The 25,940-nt window shown below is 43.2% G+C and carries 21 protein-coding genes and 1 riboswitch; of the genes, 13 read left to right on the top strand and 8 right to left on the bottom strand.

The features are described 5' to 3' along the window. Positions 1-45 precede the first annotated feature (45 nt). A complete protein-coding gene (locus QUF73_15680) occupies positions 46-1,014 on the top strand; it encodes a DMT family transporter (protein MDM5227622.1) in 969 nt (322 codons plus the stop codon). A 113-nt stretch (positions 1,015-1,127) separates the two neighbouring features. Then, positions 1,128-1,805: a DUF421 domain-containing protein gene (locus QUF73_15675; GenBank protein ID MDM5227621.1), complete on the top strand. Its 678-nt coding sequence runs from the start codon at positions 1,128-1,130 to the stop codon at positions 1,803-1,805. Between the two features lie 29 nt (positions 1,806-1,834). Here QUF73_15675 and QUF73_15670 read toward each other — a convergent pair whose 3' ends face one another. From QUF73_15670 to QUF73_15655, 4 genes are all read right to left on the bottom strand, one after another. Next, positions 1,835-2,797, bottom strand: coding sequence for a D-2-hydroxyacid dehydrogenase (locus QUF73_15670; GenBank protein ID MDM5227620.1), 963 nt, complete (start codon positions 2,795-2,797; stop codon positions 1,835-1,837). A 256-nt stretch (positions 2,798-3,053) separates the two neighbouring features. Beyond that, positions 3,054-3,401, bottom strand: a complete 348-nt coding sequence (locus QUF73_15665) for a hypothetical protein (GenBank protein MDM5227619.1) — start codon at positions 3,399-3,401, stop codon at positions 3,054-3,056. 113 nt (positions 3,402-3,514) lie between these two features. Then, complete coding sequence (locus QUF73_15660; protein ID MDM5227618.1) at positions 3,515-4,333, bottom strand: MBL fold metallo-hydrolase; 819 nt, start codon at positions 4,331-4,333, stop codon at positions 3,515-3,517. A gap of 185 nt (positions 4,334-4,518) precedes the next feature. Beyond that, the gene (locus QUF73_15655; GenBank protein MDM5227617.1) at positions 4,519-5,985 is read right to left on the bottom strand and encodes a TerD family protein; all 1,467 of its coding nucleotides are present in this window, start codon (positions 5,983-5,985) and stop codon (positions 4,519-4,521) included. 199 nt (positions 5,986-6,184) lie between these two features. Between QUF73_15655 and QUF73_15650 the strand changes: the two genes are divergently transcribed. Continuing rightward, the gene (locus QUF73_15650; protein MDM5227616.1) at positions 6,185-6,910 is read left to right on the top strand and encodes a glycerophosphodiester phosphodiesterase; all 726 of its coding nucleotides are present in this window, start codon (positions 6,185-6,187) and stop codon (positions 6,908-6,910) included. Positions 6,911-7,080: 170 nt separating this feature from the next. On the opposite strand, the gene QUF73_15645 is transcribed toward QUF73_15650, so the two are convergent. The 3 genes from QUF73_15645 to QUF73_15635 all read right to left on the bottom strand — a co-directional run bounded on the left by QUF73_15645 (position 7,081) and on the right by QUF73_15635 (position 9,707). Next, positions 7,081-7,521 (bottom strand): hypothetical protein, encoded by a 441-nt coding sequence (locus tag QUF73_15645; protein MDM5227615.1) that lies wholly within the window; start codon positions 7,519-7,521, stop codon positions 7,081-7,083. Between the two features lie 9 nt (positions 7,522-7,530). After that, complete coding sequence (locus QUF73_15640; GenBank protein MDM5227614.1) at positions 7,531-7,881, bottom strand: ASCH domain-containing protein; 351 nt, start codon at positions 7,879-7,881, stop codon at positions 7,531-7,533. A gap of 134 nt (positions 7,882-8,015) precedes the next feature. Beyond that, on the bottom strand, positions 8,016-9,707 hold the full coding sequence (locus tag QUF73_15635; GenBank protein ID MDM5227613.1) for a glutamine--tRNA ligase/YqeY domain fusion protein: 1,692 nt from the start codon (positions 9,705-9,707) through the stop codon (positions 8,016-8,018). Positions 9,708-10,008: 301 nt separating this feature from the next. Between QUF73_15635 and QUF73_15630 the strand changes: the two genes are divergently transcribed. The 5 genes from QUF73_15630 to QUF73_15610 all read left to right on the top strand — a co-directional run bounded on the left by QUF73_15630 (position 10,009) and on the right by QUF73_15610 (position 19,117). After that, positions 10,009-10,773 (top strand): alpha/beta fold hydrolase, encoded by a 765-nt coding sequence (locus tag QUF73_15630; GenBank protein MDM5227612.1) that lies wholly within the window; start codon positions 10,009-10,011, stop codon positions 10,771-10,773. 181 nt (positions 10,774-10,954) lie between these two features. Continuing rightward, positions 10,955-12,157 carry an MFS transporter gene (locus QUF73_15625; protein ID MDM5227611.1) on the top strand — a complete coding sequence of 401 codons (1,203 nt, stop codon included), beginning with the start codon at positions 10,955-10,957 and terminating at the stop codon, positions 12,155-12,157. Between the two features lie 341 nt (positions 12,158-12,498). Then, on the top strand, positions 12,499-15,246 hold the full coding sequence (locus QUF73_15620) for a dynamin family protein (protein MDM5227610.1): 2,748 nt from the start codon (positions 12,499-12,501) through the stop codon (positions 15,244-15,246). 180 nt (positions 15,247-15,426) lie between these two features. Then, positions 15,427-18,222, top strand: coding sequence for an ATP-binding protein (locus QUF73_15615; protein MDM5227609.1), 2,796 nt, complete (start codon positions 15,427-15,429; stop codon positions 18,220-18,222). A 79-nt stretch (positions 18,223-18,301) separates the two neighbouring features. Further along, entirely contained in the window at positions 18,302-19,117 is an 816-nt protein-coding gene (locus QUF73_15610; GenBank protein MDM5227608.1) for a protein-glutamate O-methyltransferase CheR, read from the top strand. Between the two features lie 70 nt (positions 19,118-19,187). On the opposite strand, the gene QUF73_15605 is transcribed toward QUF73_15610, so the two are convergent. Continuing rightward, positions 19,188-20,330, bottom strand: coding sequence for a fused response regulator/phosphatase (locus tag QUF73_15605; GenBank protein MDM5227607.1), 1,143 nt, complete (start codon positions 20,328-20,330; stop codon positions 19,188-19,190). Positions 20,331-20,679: 349 nt separating this feature from the next. On the opposite strand from QUF73_15605, the gene QUF73_15600 reads away from it, so the two are divergent. The 5 genes from QUF73_15600 (at position 20,680) to QUF73_15580 (ending at position 25,779) form a co-directional block, all read left to right on the top strand. After that, the gene (locus tag QUF73_15600; GenBank protein ID MDM5227606.1) at positions 20,680-22,044 is read left to right on the top strand and encodes an aspartate kinase; all 1,365 of its coding nucleotides are present in this window, start codon (positions 20,680-20,682) and stop codon (positions 22,042-22,044) included. A 263-nt stretch (positions 22,045-22,307) separates the two neighbouring features. Next, positions 22,308-22,946, top strand: a complete 639-nt coding sequence (locus tag QUF73_15595; protein ID MDM5227605.1) for a glycosyltransferase — start codon at positions 22,308-22,310, stop codon at positions 22,944-22,946. Positions 22,947-23,081: 135 nt separating this feature from the next. Next, positions 23,082-24,269 carry an MFS transporter gene (locus QUF73_15590; protein ID MDM5227604.1) on the top strand — a complete coding sequence of 396 codons (1,188 nt, stop codon included), beginning with the start codon at positions 23,082-23,084 and terminating at the stop codon, positions 24,267-24,269. Positions 24,270-24,452: 183 nt separating this feature from the next. Continuing rightward, a riboswitch (glycine riboswitch) is annotated at positions 24,453-24,553 on the top strand. A 148-nt stretch (positions 24,554-24,701) separates the two neighbouring features. Then, positions 24,702-25,568: a formyltetrahydrofolate deformylase gene (gene purU / locus QUF73_15585; GenBank protein MDM5227603.1), complete on the top strand. Its 867-nt coding sequence runs from the start codon at positions 24,702-24,704 to the stop codon at positions 25,566-25,568. Between the two features lie 85 nt (positions 25,569-25,653). Then, complete coding sequence (locus QUF73_15580) at positions 25,654-25,779, top strand: FbpB family small basic protein (GenBank protein ID MDM5227602.1); 126 nt, start codon at positions 25,654-25,656, stop codon at positions 25,777-25,779. Positions 25,780-25,940: the final 161 nt, after the last annotated feature.

Here is a 25,940-nt window from a genome sequence, read left to right as displayed (position 1 = left end):
GAAATCCAAGCATTAAAACTCATTATCCCAATTAATTATGCTAAAATGATACAAATTAAGAACTTGGATTTTTTGGAAAGAAGGATCGATGTGAAAAACATAAAAACATACATTCTCCTCACTTCCATCATGGCTTTGTGGGGATTGAATGTCAGCATTATAAAAATTCTTGTCAGTTATTTTCCTCCGGTTTCGATTACTTCTTTGCGAATACTAAGTGCGGGTATAACCGTGTTTTTGATATTAAGCATAATGGGAAAAGTGAGAAAGCCGAGCTTGAGGGAAATCTCGTATATTGTATTTGGCGGCCTATTAAGTGTTGTTAGCCACCATCTTTTTCTGGCTATAGGCCTAACGGGAACAAGTGCGGTGAATGGGGGGCTTATTCTAGGTGCCGGTCCGCTCTTGACAGCCATACTGTCTTCCATTCTGCTGCGCCATAAGCCTACAGGTATTCAGGTTATAGGTTTTCTGCTTGGCGGTGCAGGCGTGACTTTTATTGTCCTTTCAGGGAATAAAGGGATATCGAGCTTAACTCCGGGAGATTTCCTTGTGTTCCTGTCCATTCTTTCACAGGCTCTCAGCTTTATTGTAATCAGCAAGGCTTCGAAAACGCTTGATCCGCGATTGCTGACAGGCTATATGCTGATTTTTGGAGGCGTGATCCTTTTTGTAATGGCCAGCCTTATGGAACCCGGCGGACTTAAGGGCATAACCGAAGCCCCAGCCTATGTATGGGGTGCATTTGCCGCATCTGCCGTATTGGCAACAGCTATCGGCCATATGGTTTATAACACAGCCATCCGTAATATCGGGCCTGCAGAAGCCAGTATTTTTTTGAACCTGAATACCTTCTTCTCATTGGCAGGCTCAGCGTTCATTCTTGGTGAAGTAATTACTATAAACCATATGCTCGGGCTGGTTCTGATTGTGGGAGGTGTCCTTTCAGGATCTGGAGCATTGGAGGATTTAGTATTCAGGAAGCGGAGAAAAGAAAATAGCCAGTATATGTAAAGTGATCTCTTGACATAGAGATCACTTTTTTTGCAAAAAGTGGAATAGGGGAAAAGGTGTATTCAAAGTCTGGTAAGGGGAATAGAGAGGCTATAGAGAGAGGAGGAGCATGGATGTATTTATCAATAACAATAAAAATGGCTGTTGGACTAGTTGCCTTGTTAGCTGTAACCCGTATTCTTGGAAAGAAGGAGCTTTCACAGGTAACTCCGTTTGATTTTGTCTATGCGGTTGTTCTTGGAGGGATTATTGAGGAAACCATTTATGATGACAAAGTAACAACGCTTCAAGTGATCTATTCGGCTTTATTATGGGGAGCATTTATTTACATTATTGAAATCCTGGCAAAAAAGAAAAATATATTCAGGACGATTTTAAAGGGAAGGGAGTCGGTCCTTGTCAAGGATGGCAAGCTGAATGTGAAGGAGATGGAGAAAAACCATCTTGAAATGGAACAGCTGAGAACAATGCTGCGCCAAAAAGGAATATTCAGCATGAATGAAGTTAAATACGCTTACCTTGAGACCAATGGCGGCTTAAGTGTAATGAAATACCAAAAACAAGAGCCTGTCACTCATGAAATGATGAAACTTGAGGTGAAGGAAAAAAATCCTTCAACTTTACTGATTGATGAAGGAGAAGTAGTGGAACACGGCCTTAAATTACTGGGGAAAGATGGGGAGTGGCTGAGGGAGTCTATTAAAACGGAAGGCTATCATAATATCAAAGATATTTTCTGTGCAGAGTGGTCAGAGGAAGAAGGGTTTTATATCGTAGCTTATAAAAAATGAGCCTTGCAAATGCTGCAAGGCCCTCTTTGTTAATATCCCTTTTTATAATCTACTTGATTAATGCCGGGAGTACCGCTGTTTATGTACTCCTTTAAATTAGGAATGAATATATCTTCAATCACACGCTTGGTATAGTATTCCGTCGATCCGGCAGTATGCGGAGTAATGATGACATTATCAAGTTCCCATAGAGGGCTGTCTTCAGTAAGCGGTTCTTTTTCAAATACATCCATCCCTGCACCGGCAATCTGTCCGTTCTGCAGTGCGGCAATCAAATCTGTTTCTTTTACAATTTCACCCCGGCCGATATTGATGAAGAAAGCAGAATCCTTCATGCGGGAAAACTGTTCGGCTCCGAATAGCTGCCGTGTTTCCTGTGTAAGCGGAAGTGTGACCACAACATAGTCACATAGAGGCAGCACATCGTTCAGCTGACTGGAGGTATACATTTCATCTATATACTCTTCAGGTTTACCGGAGTGCCGAACTCCAATCACCTTCATGCCGAATGCTTTGGCAATCCTGGCAGTTTCCTTCCCGATGGCTCCTGTGCCAATCATGCCGATGGTTTTATTATGAATTTCAAGCTTCATTCCAGAATGGTGCCATACCTTAGCTTGCTGATTTTTTACATATGTATGGATTTTGCGGGTGAGCCCAAGCATTAATGCGAAAATCGTTTCTGAAATGGGGTTAGCATGTACGCCATTTGCGCTGGTAATCTGGATGCCCTGTGATTCCATTTCTGCCAGGGGCAGGGAATCGACCCCGGCACTCCAAGACTGGAACCACCGGAGATTGCTGTTTCCCTCAAGGACCATCTCTTTTAGTTCCTTTTTCCAGCCGGCGATAACTTCGGCTTCTTTCATCACATTGTGCCAGCTTGCTGAATCTTTTCCGGAAATGAGCTCCCAATCAGGGATGATTTCTTTAATTTTATCAATCTGTGAGGGTTCCAGATCATGTGTGACGATACAGGTTCTTTTTGACATGTGTGTTCCTCCAATTTATATTTTTAGAAAAGTCGGTAAATATATCATAATCTATAAAACTATAAATGTGAACTTTACTAATAAAATGAAAAACTTGCAAAGAAACAGGGGAATACTAACAAATAAATTGGGGTATTTAGCAAAGAAAACAAAAAAACATTAAACAAGTCCATAATTCTGCAAATAAACTAGTTCACGGCGCTGCTGTACGAACAAAAAAGTCCCCGGGCGCAGGCACCGGGGGCTTAACTATCTTTTAAGAGGGCTGAAAACCTATTAATTTTGCTTTCTTATCAACACCGAGTGTCTGTTTATCCGGGAAGGTAATGACAGAACTGATATAATCCCAGCGGATCAGAAAATGGGTGACGCAATCTTCTTCCTTTTGCTGTTCTTCCGGGATGTCGGTACCGTCTTCCTCTTTGACCATAGTACGTTTGAAGCAAGGATTCTCAACCCATATTCCCATACTTTCTGTCTTGATCAGTTTAACAAGGTACCATTCATCGGGCTGATAAATGCCTGTGATGGAGCCGACGAGATCATTTGGAAAGTTCTTGAATTTTATTTGAATTTTTTGTCCTGTAAAGTTTTCAAGATGCATATATGAACCTCCTGAACTATTAAAATTCGTTTTTTTATACTCTTCCTTTTTTTGATTGTTTTAAACATCAAAAAAGCAAGATCCACACGATTTGCTGGACCTTGCTTTTTTTTCTAACGTTCTCCGTCTACATATTTTCCGTGGTCAGGGACGGCAATTTCATCAAATTCATTGACGAGCCTGGCGAGGCTTTCCCTTAATACAGCGGCAGCCATTGGAATGCCGTGGCCTGTGATGGCGACATCTGGCTGAAGGGCTTCAAGTTTCTGTACGGAAGTCCGGGCAGAATCCCAATCAGTTGTCAGGTAGCGGGGCGGGCCGCTGATTTCCTGTTCCTGGGTAAGCACACTGTATAAGGACTCCTGCTTCACTGTTACGAAAGCGTCACCTGCAATCAGCACGCGATCCGACTCCCTGAATAAGGAGACATGGCCGGGAGTATGACCTGGTGTGTGAATCCATTTCCATCCTTCCATATAGGGAACATTTCCGTCATCAGGCAAAGGCTGAACATGGGTTCCGAGATCAATGCCTTCATGCGGAAAAGTGGGAGACATCTTTGCGACAAGTCCGCCTTCAACACTCGCGTCAGGTTTTGGATAATCCTGCTGTCCCGTTAAGAATGGCATTTCGAGTGTATGAGCGTATACAGGAAGCTGCCAGCGCTCAACCAAATCGATAATTGCACCAACATGATCAAAGTGGCCATGTGTAAGAATAATGGCTTTCGGTCTGGCATTCTCTCCAAAGAGTTCTTCCGCCGCATCCATAATTTTCTCTGCAGATTTTGGCATGCCTGCGTCAACCAGAACCCAGTCGCCAGGCTTTTCTGATATTCGCACAAAACAAACATTCACAATCTGTACTGTCAGGCAGTAGACTCCATCCGCTTCATTAACAATCATTCCGCTCGTGGAGGAAGTCATGGGCATATAGCGTTCAGTAGATGAACTTTCCTTCAAGGATATTACCTCCTTAGTAATTTTAGAAATAACAGGGCCTTTATCTTTTTGAGTATACCCTCATGTGATCTTTGTATGCGGCATATTCAGGAGGAGCAGGGAATAAATGCAAAAAAGCTCTGCCTGAAATTTGGCAGAGCTATGTATATTACATATTAAGATAGAAATTCATGCGGGTTTAATCCAAGTTCCATGCAGATCTCTGTAACAGCCTGTTTTTCATTCTGATCAAAGTTCCCATCAGCATAACCGATCGCGATGCAATAACGGGCTACAAGGCGGGCGATCTCAGGCTTATTTCTTACCCGGCCAACTGCTTTGAAGGCTTCGGCCCGGCCGATGATCGGGTCCATCTCAATCCGCTGGACGAACATATTGAATTGCTGTATCACTTTTTGTGTATCAAATACTTTTAATTCCTGGCTGTTGTTTACAAACTCGACCATCTTTTGGCGTTCAGTTGGATCAAGCCTGCCATCTGCCATGCCGACAAGAGCACATGAAGCTACAACGGCGTCCAGGACATCCTGGCTCTTGAATCGTGTAAACAGCTCCTGGGCACGGCGCTTTTGGTCATTGGCCCACTGTGCGTAATCCGTCTGATTAGGCGACCATGAATTGCCGCAGGAATTACAGGTGAGCTTCAGCTGGTTTTTTCCGATAAAGCCGCCAAGAAGTCCTACAGGCCCAAGGATGAGTCCTCCAATCGCCGCTTTTCCAAGGCCAAATCCTTTTTGGCCGGTCCGGATGTTAGTGGATCCGCACCGCGTGCAGGCAATATTTCCATCTGTATAGGATTGAGCCTGGACCGGCTGCCCATTCCCTGTCTGCCCGCCAAATGAAGATGGCTGCGAAGGTGGCGTGTTATAAGAAGTCTGATTGTAGGCAGGCTGGCCAAAGGACGAAGAGCTGTAGCCTGATTGTGCCTGCTGGCTATATTGCTGCTGGTTTTGCTGTGGACTGAATCCTTGAGCTGGCTGGCCAAAATGGGCTTGCTGCTGATATTGGCCCTGGCTGAATGAGGGCTGCTGACTTGGAGCAGGCTCATCATCTACGGAAACACCGAAATTGCGGCAAAGGGCAGCTAATCCACCCTGGAATCCGCTTGCAATGGCATTGAATTTCCACTCGCCATTGTGACGGTATAGCTCTGCAGTGACGATGGCTGTTTCAACAGTAAAATCGCGCCCAAGGTCGAAGCGGAGAAGCTCTTCATTTGTCATGGCATTAAAAATTCTCACATAAGCATTGGAAACTTGTCCAAAATTCTGTCCTCTCATCTGGGCATCATGAATGGTAATAGTAAAAGCAATTCGATGGATATGCTGCGGCACCTTATTTAACTCGATGCGGATTTGCTCATCATCCCCGCCACCGGCCCCTGTTCTATTATCACTGCTGTAAAGGATCGATCCGTTTCCGCCGGATGGATTATTATAAAACACAAAGTCGCTATCACTTTGCACTTTGCCGGATGCACCTGTTAAAAAGGCTGAAGCGTCCAGGTCATATTGCGATTGATTATGGCTGACATCCCAGCCCAATCCTGCCACCACAACCTGCAAACCAGGATTGGTTTTGGTCAAATCTACTTTTTGTCCCTTGCTCAATCGAACTCCCACAGATTTCACTCCTAATTCGTTTTTATGTATGAATATCTTGTTATACGTTTAGAGAAGAAAGAAGTTTCATAGTTTTCATTATAAGGGAATTGAATTCGAAGTGAAACTTGAGCGGCTATTTGAGGATGAAAAAATGGTTTTGAGGCTGGGAGTAGAATAGATTATTAATAATGATGTTATTGTCATAGGAGGAGATATTTTGAATAAAAGGGCAAAAGTTTTTGCGCACCGTGGCGTCAGCGGACATTTTCCAGAAAACACGATGGCCGCTTTCCAGGCTGCATTGGAGGCAGGGGCAGATGGAATTGAATTGGATGTGCAGATGGCGAAGGATGGAAAACTCGTGATCATTCATGATGAAACGGTGGATAGAACGACGGGCGGCACCGGTTATATAAAGGACTTGACCTTTGAAGAAATCCTGCGGCTTGATGCAGGGAGCTGGTTTGGGAATGTTAACCCCGGTGAAACAATTCCGGATCTGGAGCAGCTTTTACAATGGGCAGTTATGGAAGGCAACGAACTGCTGATTAATATTGAATTGAAAAATGATTTGATTGAATATCCCGGGATGGAAGAAAAGGTTATTGACCTTATCCTAAAATATAATTTGGAACAGCGTGTCATTATATCATCTTTCAATGCAGAAAGTCTGAAGAGAGTCCGGGACTTGCATGCAACTTTGCAGACGGGCTATTTAATAGAAGGGATTCCTGAAAACACTATCGAAATGGCAAAAAAAATCGGGGCAAACAGCATTCATTGTGAAGAAGGGTTTGCACTATCGGAGTTTGGCAGGAAAGCAAAAGAAGCAGGGTTTCCCCTGCGGGTATATACCGTAAATGATGAAACCCGCTGCAGATTTTTAAACAATGCCGGAGTCGAAGTAATCATGACGGATTTTCCGGAAAGGTTTTTGATATAAAGAGTTTATTGCCTGTGTAAATTCCGTTTATCCTCGAAACTCCGGATTTATCCGCGGAAATTAGGAATTCATCAGTGAACATTCGAATTTACCCGCAAATTCGAATGGCATGCCTCAAAATGGCATCAAAAAAACAAGCGCGGATCTCCAGCGCTTGTTTTTAGTTAACTCTACCAAAGCACAGGCTTGGCGACCATGAACCAGAGCATGAGCATTAATAGAAAAAGGTAGATCCAGACAGAGCGGGTAAGTTTTCTGATAAGGAAATGATGATCTGCTCCCGGCTCATCAAATTTCCTCAGAACGGGTGTAAAGGCACGGGCAAGAAAAAAGACGGAGCCTCCCATCACTGCCAGGGTCGCAACGATCCAGGATGTCGTCCAGTCCCAGTGGCTGTTCACAATAAGAAGGACACCCGAGCCTACAAGTACATGTCCTGCATGCTTGACAAGGCGCACGGATGTCCTGAAGATGCCTATGTATGCCTGCTGAACCCCTGGCTGAACCGATTCCAATTTATTGACGATTGGAATCAGAACAAAAAATGGCCCTACAGAAAGAATAGCACTGCTGACATGAATATACAGCAGTATTTGGTACAGAATGTCCATCTTGGCAGATTACTTCTTCACTGCGCTAAATTCATGAACCCATACACGCATTTGCGGCAGCCAAGGCATTCCCGGATGCATAGAAAGGATTGATTGTTTGTAGTCTTCTAAGCTTTCAAAGCCTTCCTGGCGGGCATGCTCGTCTGTTAACTCTCCTAGAGATTGGGAATAAACTTTTTCTACTGCGAAATCCTGGCCCTCAAGCGTCATGATTTCCCCGACATCAGCATAGCGGCCATTGCGGCGTGTAGCTGTTTTCTTTCCTGCAAGAACCTTTTCAATGTCCTCTTTTACTGTCACCATGCGGTCTACTGAACATGTTTTCGGCGGTAATGTATTTGGGTCATGCTGGTTTGACATGATATTATTCCTCCTTATGTAAATGTTTACTTTTAACACCTTACCATATTTTTAAGCGGGAAGGTAGTTTATGAATAAAAGTAACTTTAACGGGCAGAAAAGGCTTGAGGAAACGAATCCCTCAAGCCTATGGATTATTTTAACTTAAATGAACTTTTCAGCGATACAATCCTGTTAAATACAGGTTTTTCTGCTGTTGTGTGTTTCGGGTCGACATTGAAATAGCCATGACGGAAGAATTGAAATTTATCCTGGGCTTGTACATCCTTCATGTTAGGTTCAATGAAACCATGAACAATTTCAAGTGAGTTCGGGTTCACGTAGTCAAGGAACGTTTTTCCTTCAGCTTCGTTTTCAGCAGTATCATCTGTGTCTGCCTCAGCGTTCTGATCGGCATCTTCGTCAAGAATCAATGGCTCGTATAAACGGAATTCAGCCGGAATGGCACTCTTTGCATCCACCCAGTGAAGCGTACCCTTTACTTTTCGGCCGGTAAAACCTGTTCCGCTCTTCGTTTCAGGGTCATACGTGCAATGCAGCTCAACAACATTGCCATCCTCATCCTTGATGACATCGTTGCACTTGATGAAGTATGCATGCTTTAAGCGTACTTCATTGCCAGGGAAGAGGCGAAAATATTTTTTCGGCGGGTCTTCCATGAAATCGTCCTGTTCTACATAAATCTCCCTGGAGAAAGGAATTTGGCGCATGCCCATCTCCGGATTTTCTGGATTGATTTCCGCATCAAGCATTTCAGTCTGATCTTCCGGGTAGTTTGTAATCACAACCTTTAACGGGCGAAGCACACCCATTGTACGAGGGGCTTTCAATTTCAGGTCTTCGCGGACATAATGCTCAAGCATGGCTTCATCCACTACACCGGAACCTTTTGAAACACCCGTTTCTTTTACGAACTCTCGGATTGCTTCCGGAGTATAGCCCTTGCGTCTTAGACCGGAAATTGTCGGCATGCGCGGGTCATCCCAGCCATCAACATAATTCTCTTCCACAAGCTGCTTCAGTTTTCTTTTGCTCATAACTGTATTAGAAATATTCAGGCGGCCAAACTCGATTTGCTGCGGTGTACTTTCCATTTCACACTCTGCGACAACCCAGTTATATAGCGGACGCTGATCTTCAAACTCGGTTGTACATAAGGAATGGGTAACTCCTTCGATTGCATCCTCAAGCGGGTGGGCGAAAGCATACATCGGATAGATGCACCACGTATCACCCGTATTGTGGTGAGTTGCATGTGAAACACGATAGATAACCGGATCGCGCAAGTTCAGGTTCGGTGAAGACATGTCGATCTTTGCTCTGAGAACTTTTGCTCCGTTTTCAAATTCACCTTTACGCATGCGTTCAAATAAATCAAGATTCTCTTCAGCTGAACGGCTGCGGTATGGACTTTCTTTTCCAGGCTCTGTCAGTGTTCCGCGGTATTGGCGGATCTCTTCCTGGCTTAAGTCATCCACATATGCTTTTTCTTTCTTAATTAAAAGAACTGCACGGTTATACATTTCCTCGAAATAATTCGAAGCAAAGTGAAGCTCCTCCCACTCGTATCCAAGCCATTTAACATCTTCTTTAATGGCATCCACAAATTCCTGATCTTCCTTAAGCGGATTTGTATCATCAAATCGGAGGTTCGTCTTTCCGTTAAAATCATCTGCCAGGCCGAAGTTGATGACAATCGATTTGGCATGTCCGATATGAAGATAACCGTTCGGCTCAGGCGGGAAACGGGTAATGACCTCTTTACGCTTTCCCGACTCCAGATCCTCTTTAATAATCGTTCGTATAAAATTTGAATTGTTTTCCAAACCGGTATCAGCCTTTCTGTTTATGTAGTTAGTACTTATTTTAATAATATCGGGAAGGAAAATAAAGCGAAACTTCCCTTTGCTGCGCTCCTAAGGCTTGCTTTTGGTTTATAGGGCAATGCTGCTTATTTCTTTATTCATTCTATCTATTATAAACAAGACGATGCTGGAAAAAAAGTTTTTCTGAAGACTGGATGCGAAGTTTTACAAAAATGTTAAATACTTTCAAATAAGGAGGGATAGAGGGAGGTGAAAAGAATATCTATTAATAGGAATTAATCTATTGAATGGAGGAAGGAACATGTCTGAAAAGTATCCGATTTTAGAAGGCGCGGACCCTTTTTATTTTGAAGGAAATGAGATTGGGATTTTAGTTTCGCACGGCTTTACCGGTTCAACTCAAAGTATGCGTCCGCTTGGGGAAGCTTATGCAAATGCAGGGTATACGGTCTGCGGTCCACGGCTGAGGGGACATGGCACTCATTATGAAGAAATGGAAACAACGACCTATCAGGACTGGATTCACTCTGTTGAAGAAGGCTATCAGTGGCTGAAAGAGCGCTGCAGCACGGTATTTGTTACAGGTCTGTCGATGGGGGGTACCCTGACATTATATATGGCCGAGAAATATCCGGAGATTAAGGGGATTATCCCGATTAATGCAGCTATTGAAATTCCTGATATGGCGTCAGCATCCAGCCTGGAGGATGTCCGCTTCCTTGATGCAATTGGTTCAGACATTAAAAATCCTGATATAAAAGAGCTTGCCTATGAAAAGACACCGGTTAAATCACTTGGTGAAATAACGGAACTGATGAAGAAGGTCAAAGCCGATTTAGGAAAAGTGGCTTGTCCTGCGCTGATTTTTGTCTCAAAAGAAGATCATGTAGTTCCGCCTTCCAATTCGCAGGAAATATACAGCAGCATTATATCAGCTGCAAAGGAATTGGTCACCCTGGAAAACAGCTTTCATGTGGCAACACTGGATAACGATCAGGACATCATTATAGAAAAAACACTGCTTTTTCTGCAGCGGGTACTGGAAACAAGCAGTCTTCAGGGGTGACGGGGGAGCTTAATCAGGCTCCTTTTTTTATGGACTTTAATAGGAGATTTTCATTGTCTCAATAAAGTTCTATCCCTTGATGTGGTGCAAATTCCCGTTCCTTTTTCCAATCAGTTATGGTAGTATTTAGTGATGCGAAATAATTAACTGGTTTGTTCTGGAGATAAAAGGAAAGCGGGGGATGCAGTTGATAAAGGATGTAAAAGAGACTTTGTGGACAAAGTCTTTCATTATGCTGATGGTCGGGAATTTATTTGTCTTTATGTCGTTTCAGATGCTGATTCCGACACTGCCTCCATATATAAAGTCCATAGGAGCAACTGGTCTTGAAATTGGGCTGGTTACGGCGCTGTTTTCGATTGGAGCCGTTTTGAGCAGGCCTTTCATCGGATTTATGCTTGAATATAGAGCAAGGAAGCAGCTGGTGCTGATTGGGGCAGCGGCACTTCTGGCCATAACGGTTATTTATCCGCTGTCAAGCGTGGTGATGATTTTCCTGCTGTTCCGATTCATCCACGGGCTCGCTTGGGGATGGTCAACTACTGTGAACGGGACAGCAGCTGTAGATGTAGTGCCTAATTCCCGTCTTGGAGAGGGAATGGGTTATTATGGCCTAAGTGTTACAATCGGGATGATCATCGCTCCGAGTCTTGGAATCTATCTATATCAGATTACCTCTTTTACCAATCTTATATATATATCGAGTATACTCGGCTTAATTGCCATTGGGCTCCTGTCTATAGTTCGCTACGAAACGCCTGAAGCTGTTCTGAAAACAAGGAAAGAGGATCTGAAATTTTCTTACTTAGGCTCTTTAATCGAAAAATCCAGCTGGTTTCCTGCCTTTATCACGATTATTGTGACATTTGGGTATGGTTCCATCGTAACGTTCATCGTTATTTTTGGAGAAGAGCGCGGCATTGATCAGATTTTCCTTTTCTACCTGTTCAATGCGATCATGGCATCGCTTTCGAGACCGATTGCCGGAAAATGGTTTGACCAGCGAGGGCCAAAGGGACTTGTGCTGGTCTGCACGTTCCTGACCTTCATCGGCATGTGGGTACTTTCTTTCGCTCATTCGAATTTGTTTATTATCATAAGCGGAATATTGTTCGGAATTGGCTTTGGATCATTGATTCCTACTCTGCAGTCATGGACGCTGTCGATGACACCACCCAACCGCCGGGGTGTGGCAAATGGAATGTTCTTCTCATCCATCGACCTTGGCATTGGACTAAGCGGCCTTGTTTTTGGGGTGCTTGCACAGTTTGTGGAAACGGCAGCACTATTCCAAATATCAAGTGTGTTCCTGATCCTTGGCATGGCTGTTACAGTCCTCTATGGCAGACGGCGCTCAGCCGCCCGCACGCAGCAAGCCTCTTAATGAAGAATGAAAACTGGCAGGCAGGAATATATATTTCTGTCTGCCAGTTTTTATTTTGATTTGGGGTGGTATTTATAAATAGAAGCAGGTTCTAACTATTAAGAATATTACACAGGAATACAGAAATGTTTCAAAAATGATAGAGAAATGAAATTTTTTGCAGAAAAATTTTTGCTACAATATAAGGATAAAGGATGAAAATTGGCGCATTATGCGTTTTTTATAAAAGCATGCTGATAAAGTCCTATGAAATTAGGAAATCAGCAGGCTGTTCAATAAAATTCTTTTAAAAGCCGGCGCCTTTTGGCGCACTTTTAAAAATAGCACTGCGGGGGATCAAGATGACTTTAGAAAAGCAGCTAATCAGCAAAACCTTTTATGAGACCTTCATGGAACCTAATGAAAATGTACATCCGATCAGGGTTTTGGGTGAACTGTATGTGGCTGAGCAGCAGAACGAAGTGCCCGATTTAACCAATATCCGTTTCGCCCAGGGTGAGGTGTATTTCCTTAACAAAGATTATGAAGCGGCCATTTTTAAATGGGAGAGCATTCCGAATGAATTGGCGCCATGGGCACAGAAAAATATGGCTGATGCCTATTTTGAATTGGATTTGCTTTCAAATGCAGAGGACTTTTACAAATCCATTGAAACAGATTCAGAGGTGCTGAAAACCGAAGTCCTCCTTCATCTGTTTTCACTTTACATACAGCGCGGCAAGCTTGAACTGGCTGTTGAATCCATTAAAGATTCGGTCCGATTAAATCCGGATTATCCGGATGTGACCGATCTGGCACGCGGATTCTTTGAAGAACACAGCGATTGGGGAAATGCGGTGGAGCTGGCTGTTAATGAAGCAATCAGGACGGAATCCCTATCCTGGTTTGAAGTTCTTCACTCGTATGTGGAACAGGGGCGGACAGCTAAAATGGAGCCGGACTATTTCAGTGAGGCGCTTTCGGTGTTATACCGTGTGGACGAGGCTCATTTTGAAAGTTTATCAGCGGCTCTGTGGAATAGCTACAAGAAATCAGATCTGTATTTCTCATGGCTGAAAGAATATAACCATCTTCTTCTAAATATGGAGCCAGGGCGCTCACATACATGGAGCCTGCTTTCCGAGCTTTACAAGGATACTTATTTTGAACTAATCAGCGGTAAGCATCTAATCCGGGACTTATCACACCTGATACCGAATCATATAACTAACTGGGTGAAAATAGCTGCACCTTCGCATTCCCTTGTTTCGGCCTCGGCAGTGCTGGCGTGGAGCGAAATTTTCCCGTCCAATATTGATTCTTCAGCTGTCAGCGAGGCAGAAGGCCTTGTGAATCGCTCTGTCCGCTATCAGGATGGCTTGGAGGAAAGCTTCAAGCTATTTGAAAATGTCATGAAATGGGCGAAGGAAAAGGGCGTGCTGATGGGTGAACGCTTTGAATGGATGGTCCGTGAGCTCCTTGATTTGGATGCCGGGCATTTGCTGATTGCCGGTGCGGCTTCAAATGGAAAATCCTCGTTTGTGAACACTCTTCTCGGTGAAGAGCTGATGGGAGATTCCACTTCTGCTTCAGTGCTGTTCAAGGATAGTGATGAAGCGGAAATTCATGCCGTTACGGACGAGGAAGTTCGGAGTATTTCTGACCTTGAGGACTTTAGGCAAAGCGCAGAAAATAGCCAGCAGACGCTTATCCGCTGCAGAATGCCTCTCGCCTTTTTACAGAATAATAGACTTGCTGTCATAGATACACCAGGTCTTGCGGGGCAAAGCAAGTTCAGGAATGGTGTGTTCCAATATCTCCATTTTGCAGACAGCATGCTGTTTGTCCTGAATGCGGATTCGCCTCTGACAGATAAAGAGCTGGATCTAGCTGTAAGAATGAGAGAACAGGCTCCGGAATTGCCTATTCATTTCCTTCTCAGTAAAATGGACCGGATTCCAGACAGCCAGGATGCCATGGATCTTCTGGATGAAACGCAGTCCCGTGTTCATACCTATTTTCCAAAAGCAAAGGTGTTTGCTTTCTCCGCCTATTATGAAAGCGAAAGCCAGCTGAATGATTTAGCAGTCTTCATCAAGTCGATGATGGATGAACGGAACCGGAAAGAAGAGCGTACAGCAAAGGTCCTTTACTATATTAAAAAATCCATCAAATTCCTTCTTGAAAAACGCGTTGAGATGGAAAACAGCTTGATTGATACTATTAAATGGAACGAAGAAATGGTAACAAAGCTTAAGGGTGCCAACAATCAGCTGAGTGATATGGAAGAAGAAAAGGTCCGGACGATTAAAAAGTCCTACAGCCAAATTAAAGATGAAATGAGACAGGATCTTGAGAAAAAGATTCCGGAACTGCTTCGGAATTGTTCTGAAATGGTGACAGAAGACAGTGATTTTGGAAGAATCCACACTGAACTTAATGACGAAATGAATAATCGGGTACATGAATATATTGAAGAGACGGTTTTGCCGGATTTCCATGTTTCCATTCAGGAATGGATTGCTGAAAGTGAAGGAGAGTTCAGAAGCAGCCAGGCATATCTGGATGAAATGAGCGAAAGCTTCAATGAGCTATATGGCGAGGAGAAGATCTCGCTGGACTGTGACTTCAGGGTTCTGGATGACTGGCGCCGCGACGCGGATCGAATGACGCGGGGAAGTGTTCAGCTGGAAAAGGCCAACATTCTAAACCGCTTTTCGCCATCGCAGTTCCTGCTGAAGAGTGCAGGCAAGCTGCTTGGTGCGATTCAGCAGAATAAAGCCATGCTCCATAATAAATATAAACAGTTTATTGAACATGAAGACTATAGCGAGATCGCAGAATCCATCACCAATAAATTCATGCAGCAATTTGAGCTTTTCGAGAAATCGCTTGAACGGGATATTAAAATGTTCTTCAGAAATCCGTTCGATGTATTGAATCATACGGTTGAAGAGACCTATACGGACATTGCAGAAAATAAAGAAGCTTTAAGTGATATGCGCAAAAATCCTGAGATTTACCAGGATCCTCTTACACTATTTGACCTGAAGCTCCGCCAGTTTGAATGGATGACTTCAGCAGGGGAAAAAGTTAAGGAATATCGTTAAACATTAGGAAGGGGTTTTCCTTCCTTTTTTTTATGAAAAAAATACAAAAAACAGGTTTGGTTTATAACGAATAAGGGTAAAGAAGCTAGGCTATTAAAATCTTAAACTCATAAAAGTGAACATGAACTTGAAAAAGGAAACAAAGATAAAGAAAAATTGGGGGAAAGAAGGAGAGAACAGGTGAGCTTTAAGAGAAAGCAAATAATGGGTTTGGGCCTAACTGTATTTTTTATGTTTATTCTAATGTTTGTCATTCTGTCTATGGTGAACGGAATGAAGGCCAACATGCTGGAAATTGTGGAGGATCGCTATTATAAGGTAAACCAGGCTACAGAGATCAGACAGCTTTTTTACCAGACAGATCAGCAGCTGCTGAGTGTGCTCACCGACATAGAATCGGCAGATCCAGCCATGACTGCTGAATTGATTGAGGCAAACCATGAAGGGATACAAACCCGGATATTGAAATTGGAAGATGAATTAAATAGACAGAAGTCCAGTCTGCTATTAAAGGAAGTAGAACAGGCATATGAATCATATGCCCAAATGCAAAACAGCTTCATTGGATTAATGGGAAGCGGAGATCTGGATTCCTTGGAAAATCTGTACAGGGGTGAAAGGGAAAACCGAAACTCTCTTCTAGTAAAGCTGGCTGAATTTAAAGAATATCAGGAATCCATCATGGCTGATTCGCTGGAAAGTGCAAATGAAACGTATAGCCAGTTAGTATCGACTTTGGTTGCTGCGGTTGCAATAGCCATTATTTTAATCGTCGGAGTGACGGTTTGGGTGATCAGAAGCACAGGCAGAAGCATCAGCATAATTACAAAAGGGATTAAGGATATTGATTATCAAGATCTTTCTTCCATTTCAAGGCTGAATATCGAAACAAAAGATGAGATCGGTGAAATCGCGAAAGCCTTCAACTCTATGGCTGATTCCCTCGAGACCTATTACGAAAAAGAACAGCGCTATTCGGCTGAAATCAGTGAGCAGAATTGGATTCAAAGCCATTCTGCTGCGTTAGTAAGCATCTATAGCCAGCATGTGACCATAGCGAATTTGGCAGATGATTTTATTTCCAGGCTGGCACCTGCCTCCGGAGCCAATCTCGGAGTCATTTATGTGAAAGATGACAGCGGAAGCAAACCTGTATTTAAAAAACAAGCTGCTTATGCAGATGGGGCGGAAGATGCAGGAAGAGACTTTTTCCTTGCTGGGGAAGGAATAGCAGGGCAAACAGTCAGGGATAAAAAAACAATATTCCTTCAAGATGTTCCTGAAGATTACAAGGTCCTATCAACTGGTTTGGGAGATGTCAGGCCGAAAAGCATCATGATGGCACCCGTCATGCTCAAAGACGAGGTCGTGGCAGTTGTGGAATTGGCAAGTTTGAGGACATTCACTGATGCACAGATCAAGCTCCTCGAAAAAGTAATTGAAACATTAGGAATAGCCATTACGAATATTTCAGGAAGAATGGAGATCGAACGCTTATTGGCAGAATCTCAGGCACAGACAGAGGAACTGCAGGCACAGGCTGAAGAGCTGCAGTCCCAGTCAGAGGAGCTGCAGGCGCAATCTGAAGAAATGCAGAGTCAATCCGAAGAGCTGCGTATGATTAACGAACAGCTTGAAGAGCGCTCCAGAGATGCGGAAATGAAATCCGAAGAACTTCAGGCTGCCAAGGAAGAGCTGGAGGAAAAAGCAAAGCAGCTGAGTTTAAGCTCAAAATACAAGTCAGAATTCCTGGCAAATATGTCGCATGAGCTGCGCACGCCGCTTAACAGCATATTGCTTTTATCAGAGATGCTGGCAGAAGACCCGGATCAAATCCTCACTGAGGAACAGAAGGAGTTTTCCAAGGTTATTCATACATCAGGACAGGATTTGCTTACCCTGATCAATGATATTCTGGACCTTTCAAAAGTAGAAGTAGGAAAACTGGAGATCAGCTTTGAGGAAGTCAATTTAGGTGAAATGTCGCAGCGTATGAAGCAGCATTTTACACAAGTGGCCAAGCATAAAAACCTTGAGTTTACTGTAAGCTCTTCAGAAGAAGTGCCGCCTGTATTCCATACCGATGAGCAGCGGCTGCAGCAAATTGTGAAAAATCTCCTGTCAAATGCATTTAAATTTACGGAAGAAGGTTCAGTAGCAGTCACTTTTGAAAAAGCCGCACAGAGCGATTTCTTTGGCTTGCCGTTATCCGCCTATACAGATGATTGGCTTAAAATAACAGTGCTGGATACAGGCATTGGCATTCCAGCAGAAAAGCAGCAGCTGATTTTTGAAGCCTTCCAGCAGGCTGATGGAGCCACGATGAGAAGATATGGCGGAACGGGGCTGGGATTGTCCATCTCCAAGGAATTTGCCCAGCTGCTCGGCGGCATTTGCAAAGTGGAGAGTGAAGAAGGAAAAGGAAGCCGTTTTACACTGATCATTCCAAATCTGCCAAACGGCATGCCTGAAATAGAGGCAGGTACGCTTGCTTTTGAAGAGGCTGCTGTAACCGCTGAACCTATGGAGGAAGTGTCTGAGGCTGCAGAACCCCCAGTTTCTGAAGAAAATAGTGAAGCAGAGCATCAGCATACAGGTACCGAGCTCAAAGATAAAACAGTCATTGTCGTAGATGATGATCACAGAAATATTTATGCGCTTAAAAATGCTTTGAATAAAGAAGGCATGAATGTCCTTACAGCAGAAAACGGGATGCAATGCCTGGATTTAATAATGGGTACAGAAAAGATTGATATTGTGCTGATGGATATTATGATGCCGGTTATGGATGGTTATGAAACCATGAAGAGGCTTCGCGGACTGGACAGGCATCAGGATGTTCCAATCATTGCCCTTACTGCCAAGGCAATGAAAGGCGATAGGGAAAAGTGCATGGAAGCTGGTGCAACAGATTATATCAGCAAGCCATTAAAACTGGACCAGCTGCTGTCCGTTATGAGGGTGTGGCTTTCATAGATGGAACTAGGGGGCACCAGTCCTGACATAGGACACTGTCATCATAATTTTATTCTCGAAAGTTGAGGAATGAATAGAATTGAAAAAGGAAGAATTAGAGATAGATTTGCTTTTAAAGGCTATTTACGGTTTATCCGGGTATGATTTCCGGCAATATATGCGCTCTTCTATTGCGAGGAGGATCCAAAATCGCCTTAGCAGGGATCGGCTGCCCAATATTACAAGTCTCACGGAGAAGGTAATACATGAAGAGGGGTATCTGCAAAAGGTTCTGAGCGATTTTTCAATCAATGTTACAGAAATGTTCCGGGACCCTTCGTTTTTTAAAGCTTTTCGTAATGAGGCTGTTCCGATGCTTAGAGAATTGCCTGAGATCAGAATTTGGCATGCAGGGTGTTCGACTGGAGAGGAAGCCTATTCCATGTCTATTTTGATGGAAGAAGAAGGTCTGGGAGAACGAACTAAAATTTATGCCACAGACATCAATGAAAAAGTGCTGGAAAAGGCAGAGAGCGGAATGATCCCTCTGCAAAAAATGCAGCTCTATACAAAGAATTACATTATGGCAGGCGGAAAAAAATCATTCTCCGAATACTACACAACCGATTGTGAAGCAGCTTATTTGAATTCATCCCTGCTTGATCGAATGGTTTTTGCACAGCATAATCTGGTGACCGATGGTTCTTTTAATGAATTTCATGTGATTATATGCCGCAATGTCATGATTTATTTTAATCCTGATCTGCAAAGCCATGTTTTTAATCTTTTTAATGAAAGCCTCAGCATGGGAGGGTTTCTGGGAATTGGAAGCAAGGAAGCGCTGAGGATGGAAGTGCCTGTATTTGAAGAAATCAACCTGCAGGAAAAGATTTTCAGGAAAACCGCTCGAGCATAAGAAAAACAGAGTGCGGACCCTATTTGAGGGACTGCACTCTGTTTTTTTGCAAAAATATTATGTATACACCCTAATCTGCCTGAACCAGAACAACACACATATCATCATCAGCGCTTGCCTGCTGCAGTTTAGTCAGAATCATATCAATTGGTTCTGCTGTTCTGGCAGCATTCCAATGGAAGGATGCGAAGCGCTGAAGATATTCACAAGGGTTAAGATTATTCTGCTCTACTGCTTCTTCCACTCCGTCCGTAAACAAGAGCAGCTGGATGGAGTCTATATAGGGGATTGTTTCTTTTTGTATCGTAATATCTTCAAAAAAGCCTACTGCACACATATTGCTGGATAAGCTGACCATTTCCTTTTTATCTGTGAGTGCATATCCGGCTGGATGTCCAGCATTTACATATTCGACGGTTTTGTCTTTTTTATTAAGGACGAGATAAATGGCTGTAAAATAATATGGAATTCGCTGATTGCGCTGATTAAGGGAGTTCATCCACCGGTTTAGTTCCTTCATGACGTATTCAGGGTCGCTGCATGTTCTGATGGCATCCCTTAGAACAGAAGAGATAAACATGCATACAAGTGATGCTGAAATTCCGTGGCCCATCATGTCCAGCTGAATGGCTGCAAAGCGGTGTTCATCTATTTGGTGCCAGTAATACATATCCCCTGCAAGCTTGTTGGCTGGCAGGTAGGACGCTTTTAACAGTGTATGTTCATGATAAATGGGCTCGCTCAGCATGCTGGTCTGAACCTGCATGGATAAATCCAATTCATTCTTGATTTTATTTTCCTGCTCCTTATGCCAGTCCTTTTCATATTTAAGCCTTAAAGCAGCACGAATCCGGGCGAGCAGTTCCGTTTTATTTATGGGCTTCATAACATAATCAGTTCCGCCCGCATCAAGAGCTTCTGCTACTTTATTTGAATCTTCCAGTGCAGTTACAAAAATCACCGGTATATCCTTTAAATGCGGAATCTGCTGAAGCCGCCGGCATGCTTCAATTCCATCCATCTCCGGCATCATAATATCCATTAAGATAATGTCTGCTTTTATATCAGCTGAGAAAGGTGAATATCCCTGAAGATGCTGAAACATATCCTTTGCAGAAGAAAACGTTAAATGGTCTTTATACCCGGCGCGTTTTAATATATGCTGAATAACAAACAAATTGGCTTGATTATCGTCCACAACTAGGATTCCCATAGACTTTTTCCCTTCCCGTGTTTTTACGATTTAATTCTTTATATAAATATCCTTAACATATACCCCGTTTTGGAAAGGGGAAAACCATAATATTAATAGTTTTTTTGCTTTGGGTAATCCGGCAGGCCGGCATAAAATAAACTAAATATTGTAAGCGTTTTCTTTTATTTTACTGAAATAATATTATAAAGCGATATAATTACACAAATTGATCATATTTAATATATTTATATATCTTTGTGTATTTTTATGGTGAACAACTGTATTTTCAGGATAGAATTTTCTCTTGATTTCTTTTCGGATAAGAGTAAAATAAAGATTAAATTTTCAGAGATTAGGAGATGTCAGGATGAAAGTCGTGAAGTTCGGAGGATCTTCTTTAGCATCCGGAAAGCAACTCGAAAAAGTTTTCAATATTGTAAATGCTGATCCAGAGCGGAAGATAATAGTCGTCTCGGCTCCTGGAAAGCGATTTTCAGCAGATAATAAGGTTACTGATTTATTAATCGCGTGTGCAGAGAAACGGATTCAGGGGGAAGCAGCAGATGACTTGGCTGAAGCTGTATTGGATCGGTATGGCCAAATAGCTGATGAATTGGAGCTGGGTCTGGACATTAAAGATATCATTAGGGAGGATCTTTTTACAAGGCTCTCCAGCGATACAGATGATCCTGAAGTTTTTATGGATCTGATCAAGGCGAGCGGCGAGGATAATAACGCTAAGCTTGTTGCAGCTTATTTTCAGCAGCAGGGAGTGGAAGCAAGGTATGTGAACCCGAAAGAAGCGGGATTGCTCGTAAGCCCAGAGCCCGGAAATGCACAGGTCCTTCCTGAGGCATATGAGAATCTATATTCCTTAAGGGAACAGCACGGGATTATCATTTTTCCAGGCTTCTTTGGATATAGCAGGGATGGGCAGGTGTTCACATTTTCAAGAAGCGGATCGGATGTGACAGGTTCCATTTTGGCTGGGGCAGCCAAAGCGGATTTGTATGAAAACTTTACAGATGTGGATGCTGTATATTCGGTAAATCCATTTATTGTGGAAAGGCCTAAAGAAATCAAGGAACTGACATACCGAGAAATGCGGGAGCTTTCCTATGCAGGTTTTACAGTCCTGCATGATGAAGCACTTGTGCCGGCATTCAGGGCTGGAATTCCTGTGCAGATTAAAAATACGAATAATCCATCTGCTCCTGGCACCAGGATTGTGAACGAGCGCGATAATACAAACGGACCTGTGATCGGGATTGCAAGTGATCAGGGATTCTGCAGCATATACGTCGGCAAATACTTAATGAACAGGGAAGTCGGCTTCGGGAGGAAGCTGCTGACCATTTTGGAAGAGTATGGCCTCAGCTATGAGCATACGCCGTCAGGAATTGATGACATCTCCATTATTCTTCGTGAAAACCAATTTACTGATGGTATGGAGGAAGAAATACTTAGCCGCATTCAACATGAACTTCACGCAGATGAGGTGAAAATCCAGCACAGCCTGTCGCTTATCATGGTGGTTGGTGAAGGGATGCGCCAAAATATCGGAACAATGGCCCGCGCCTCCAAAGCCCTCGCTAAAGCGAAAGTAAATATGGAAATGATCAATCAGGGCTCATCTGAAGTGAGCATGATGTTTGGCGTACAGGCAGTGGATGAAAAACGCGCGGTACAGGCGCTTTACAATGAGTTCTTTGCTGCGGTAGCAGTGGTGTGATAACTATGCAATAGATAATTTGGTTTATCCGAGGGTAAATCTTATTTATTCGAAAGTAAAATGTTTTATCTGAAAGTAAATATGCGTTATATGCAAATAAGTGTAATAAAATTCCCATTTCAGCGAGCTGCGGTAAAAATAAATCAAACGTTTGATTGAAAAGGCTTGAGGCATAAACCTCGGGCTTTATTTTTTTGGAATGAAAAATCTAAAGATAATCAAAATAAGAAGGAAACTTTTTTTATTATGGAAGGAGAATGGACATGAAGAAATTACTGATCATAGGAATACTGCTTCTTTTGCCGCTGAATATGCTGGCAGTTCCAGGCAATGCAGCTGCACAGAAACCGTGCATCACCCAATCAGAGGTTAAGTTTGAAAATGAATTCCGCAGATTATGGATCGACCATGTATTATGGACAAGCAATTATATTACAAGTGCTACAACAGCCGGGGCGGAGGATCAGAAGCAGGTTCTGGCAAGGCTCTTGAAAAACCAGGAGGACATCGGCAATTCAATAAAGCCTTATTATGGAGATGCTGCAGGAAATAAGCTTACAGAGCTGCTTAAGGAGCATATCGTTATTGCCGGAGATATTGTTGAAGCTGCCAAGAGCGGGCAAGGCGCCAAAGTGAATCAGCTGAACAAAGAATGGCATCGGAATGCCGATGATATCGCTGCATTTCTAAGCGGAGCCAATCCTAATTTGAAAAATGAAGATGTGAAAAAATTACTATACACGCATCTTGAATTGGTGACGGATGATTTAACAGCAAGCCTGGTTAAAGATTGGGATGCCAGAATCGTTTCGATTGATGATGGAATTACGCATATTATCATGATGGCAGATGCTATTTCTGATGCGGTTGTGAAGCAATTCCCGGACAAATTCAAGGGGTAAATACAAGAGGCTTCAGCACATGCTGGAGCTTCTCTTTTTTTTCCTTTGACAAAGCAGCCCGTCTCATTATAAGCTATTTAGCGTGCCGAAAAAAATAATGTAAATTTTTCACATATAGAAGGAGGGGTATCCGCTATGTCAGGGGATCAAAAGAAAAAGATGATCATATTGATGATCAATATGTTTATTGCGATCGGAAGCTTTGGGATTATCATTCCGATTTTGCCGGCTTATTTGGAATCCATTAATCAGGGGGGAACGGCAGCAGGCCTGATGATTGCCATTTTTGCGGGTGCCCAGCTGATTTTTTCTCCCATTGCGGGGAAATGGGCTGACCAGTATGGCCGCAGAAAGATGATTATCTACGGATTAGCTGGTTTGACATTATCCATGCTTGTCTTTTATGCAGTAGATTCCATTTGGCTGCTTTACTTTTCACGTGTCATTGGAGGCATTGGGGCAGCCTTGCTGATTCCTGCTATTTTTGCTTACATTGCTGATATTACTACCATGGAGCAGCGTGCAAAAGGGAATGGCCTTGTCTCAGCTGCGATGTCACTTGGAATTGTGGTTGGGCCTGGAATTGGCGGGTTTTTAGCAGACTTCGGCTTGAAAATGCCATTTCTGATTTCAGCGCTTGTATCTCTAGTGGCTGTTATTTTTTCAATTGTGCTCCTTGAAGAAAGCAGCACATTGCAGACCGTGCCAGGAGAGATGCCTGAAGAGGAACCGATGGTCAAGAAACTGGCAATGTCTGTTAAGAAGCCTTATTTTATTCCGCTTGTCATTACATTGGTGATGAGTTTTGGGCTAATGGCGTATGAATCTGTGCTGGGACTGTACCTTGATAATGAGTTTGCTGCTACTCCGCAGGAAATAGCCATTATGGTGACTTCAACGGGGGTCATTAGTGTTATTGTTCAGTTATTTGTAGTCGATCGGGTGGTTAATAAATTCGGAGAAGGAAAGGTATTGAATATCTTTTTGGCTGTTGCAGCGTCAGGATTCCTTGTCTCGCTGTTTGCAGGAAGCTATGCGCTTTTCTTCGTTATTTCGCTGATCATATTCCTTGCCACTTCCATCCTGCGTCCGGTTTTAACCACACTAATATCAAAAATGGCCGGCAATGAGCAGGGATTTGCGATGGGTATGAATAATGCTTATATGAGTATTGGAAACGTGCTTGGTCCAACGATTGCCGGTGTACTTTACGATGTGCGGATAACCTATCCGTTTGTTCTCGGTCTGGCCCTATTGATCGTTACACTGTTTATCACGATTGCCTGGCAAAAAAAGGAGCCAAAACCGAAAGCGGCTGTATAGAAAACTGCTTGGAGACATTGTCTTCAGGCTTTTTTTTATCAGCCCTTTATTCTAAAGCAAATTATAACGATCTTGTAAGAAAATAGTCAGATTATAATTGTGGCAATTTTGTGAAAGAAACGCAGTACGATTGACATAGTTTAAATAATGTATTATTCTGAAAATAACGAAAATATTGAGCGAATGACGGCTGCGGGAGAGAGCATTCAGTAGCCACCGAAGGAGCAAGCTTCAAAAATACCCTTGAAGCCAATCTCTCAGGTAGACAGAACCGCAGTCGGACGCATCTCTGGAGAGCGCGCAGGAATCCTGCGACACCAAAGGGGTCAAACTCTCAGGTAAAAGGACAGGGAAGGGGGATGAAGAAGCCGCCTTTTTTCTGTCCTTTTTATATGGATGGCAGCTTCAGGAATTGCAGATGGAGGAATCTATATGAATACAAATATTAACGCAAGCCGGGCGACATTGCTGATATCCTGTCCTGAGAGGCCAGGCATTATCTCCACAGTCTCCAATTTCCTGCTGGAGCATAAGGCTAATATTGTCCATTTTGACCAGCATACAACCGATCCGCTGGCAGGCATCTTCTTTATGCGGATTGAATTCGATATGAATCATTTTGATGAGTCTTTTTCAAAACTGAAAGAGGATCTGCCTGAAATGGCCAGGGATTACTCGATGGAGTGGAAGCTGAGCGGCAAAGGCGAGCGCAAGCGGATGGCCATATTTGTTTCTAAAATGGATCACTGTCTGCTGGAGCTGCTATGGCGCTGGAAATCGAAGGAGCTTGAAGTGGATATTCCCTTGGTGATCAGCAATCATCCCGACATGAGGGAAGTGGTGGAGGGTTTCGGAATACCTTATCATCATGTTCCGATTACGCCTGACACTAAAGCTGAAGCCGAGCAAAAGTCGGTGGAGCTGCTGGATGGAAAAGTGGATTTCATTGTACTGGCGAGATATATGCAGATCCTTTCGCCTAGCTTTATTTCCAAATATCCAAACAGGATTATCAATATCCATCATAGCTTTCTGCCAGCCTTCGTGGGAGCCAATCCTTATGCACGGGCGTTTAACCGCGGAGTAAAGCTGATTGGGGCAACAGCTCATTATGTAACGAATGATTTGGATGAAGGCCCGATCATTGAGCAGGATGTCCAGCGGGTTAACCACCGACACACTGCACAGGATCTCAAAATTGCAGGACGTCACGTGGAAAGACAGGTTCTCGCCCAGGCAGTCGCCTGGCATGTGGAAGACAAAGTCATTGTTCATGGAAATAAGACGATCGTTTTTTAGGTGACAGACAGACACCATACTCTGTCAAAAAAAATAGATTCAGCATCCAGGAGATTACAGACATCATGAGAGAAGGTGAGCAGAAATGAAAAAGAAAAAATTATCAATGCTTGAAATGATTAAGGCAAATAAAGAAGAGCTTTTAAAAGATAGCCGGGAGCTTGAGAAAATCGAAAAGAAAATAGACGATAAATATGCAAAAGCACAGTAAGAATGAACACCCGGCCTGGGAATAAAACAGGCCGGGTGTTTTTTTGAGCTGAGTTAAAAAGTGAAAATGGAGGGAGATGTATTTAGGATTAGTGCCTGTAGGAAGAGCAGGGAAAGAACGATGGGAGCTAATGAGGGATAATAATGCCTTTGAGGAGAAAA

The sequence above is a fragment of the Cytobacillus sp. NJ13 genome, assembly GCA_030348385.1.
Classification (GTDB): Bacteria; Bacillota; Bacilli; order Bacillales; family Cytobacillaceae; genus Cytobacillus.
The sequence above is the reverse complement of the archived record's forward strand: the minus strand, read 5'-3'. Positions and strand labels throughout refer to the sequence as shown.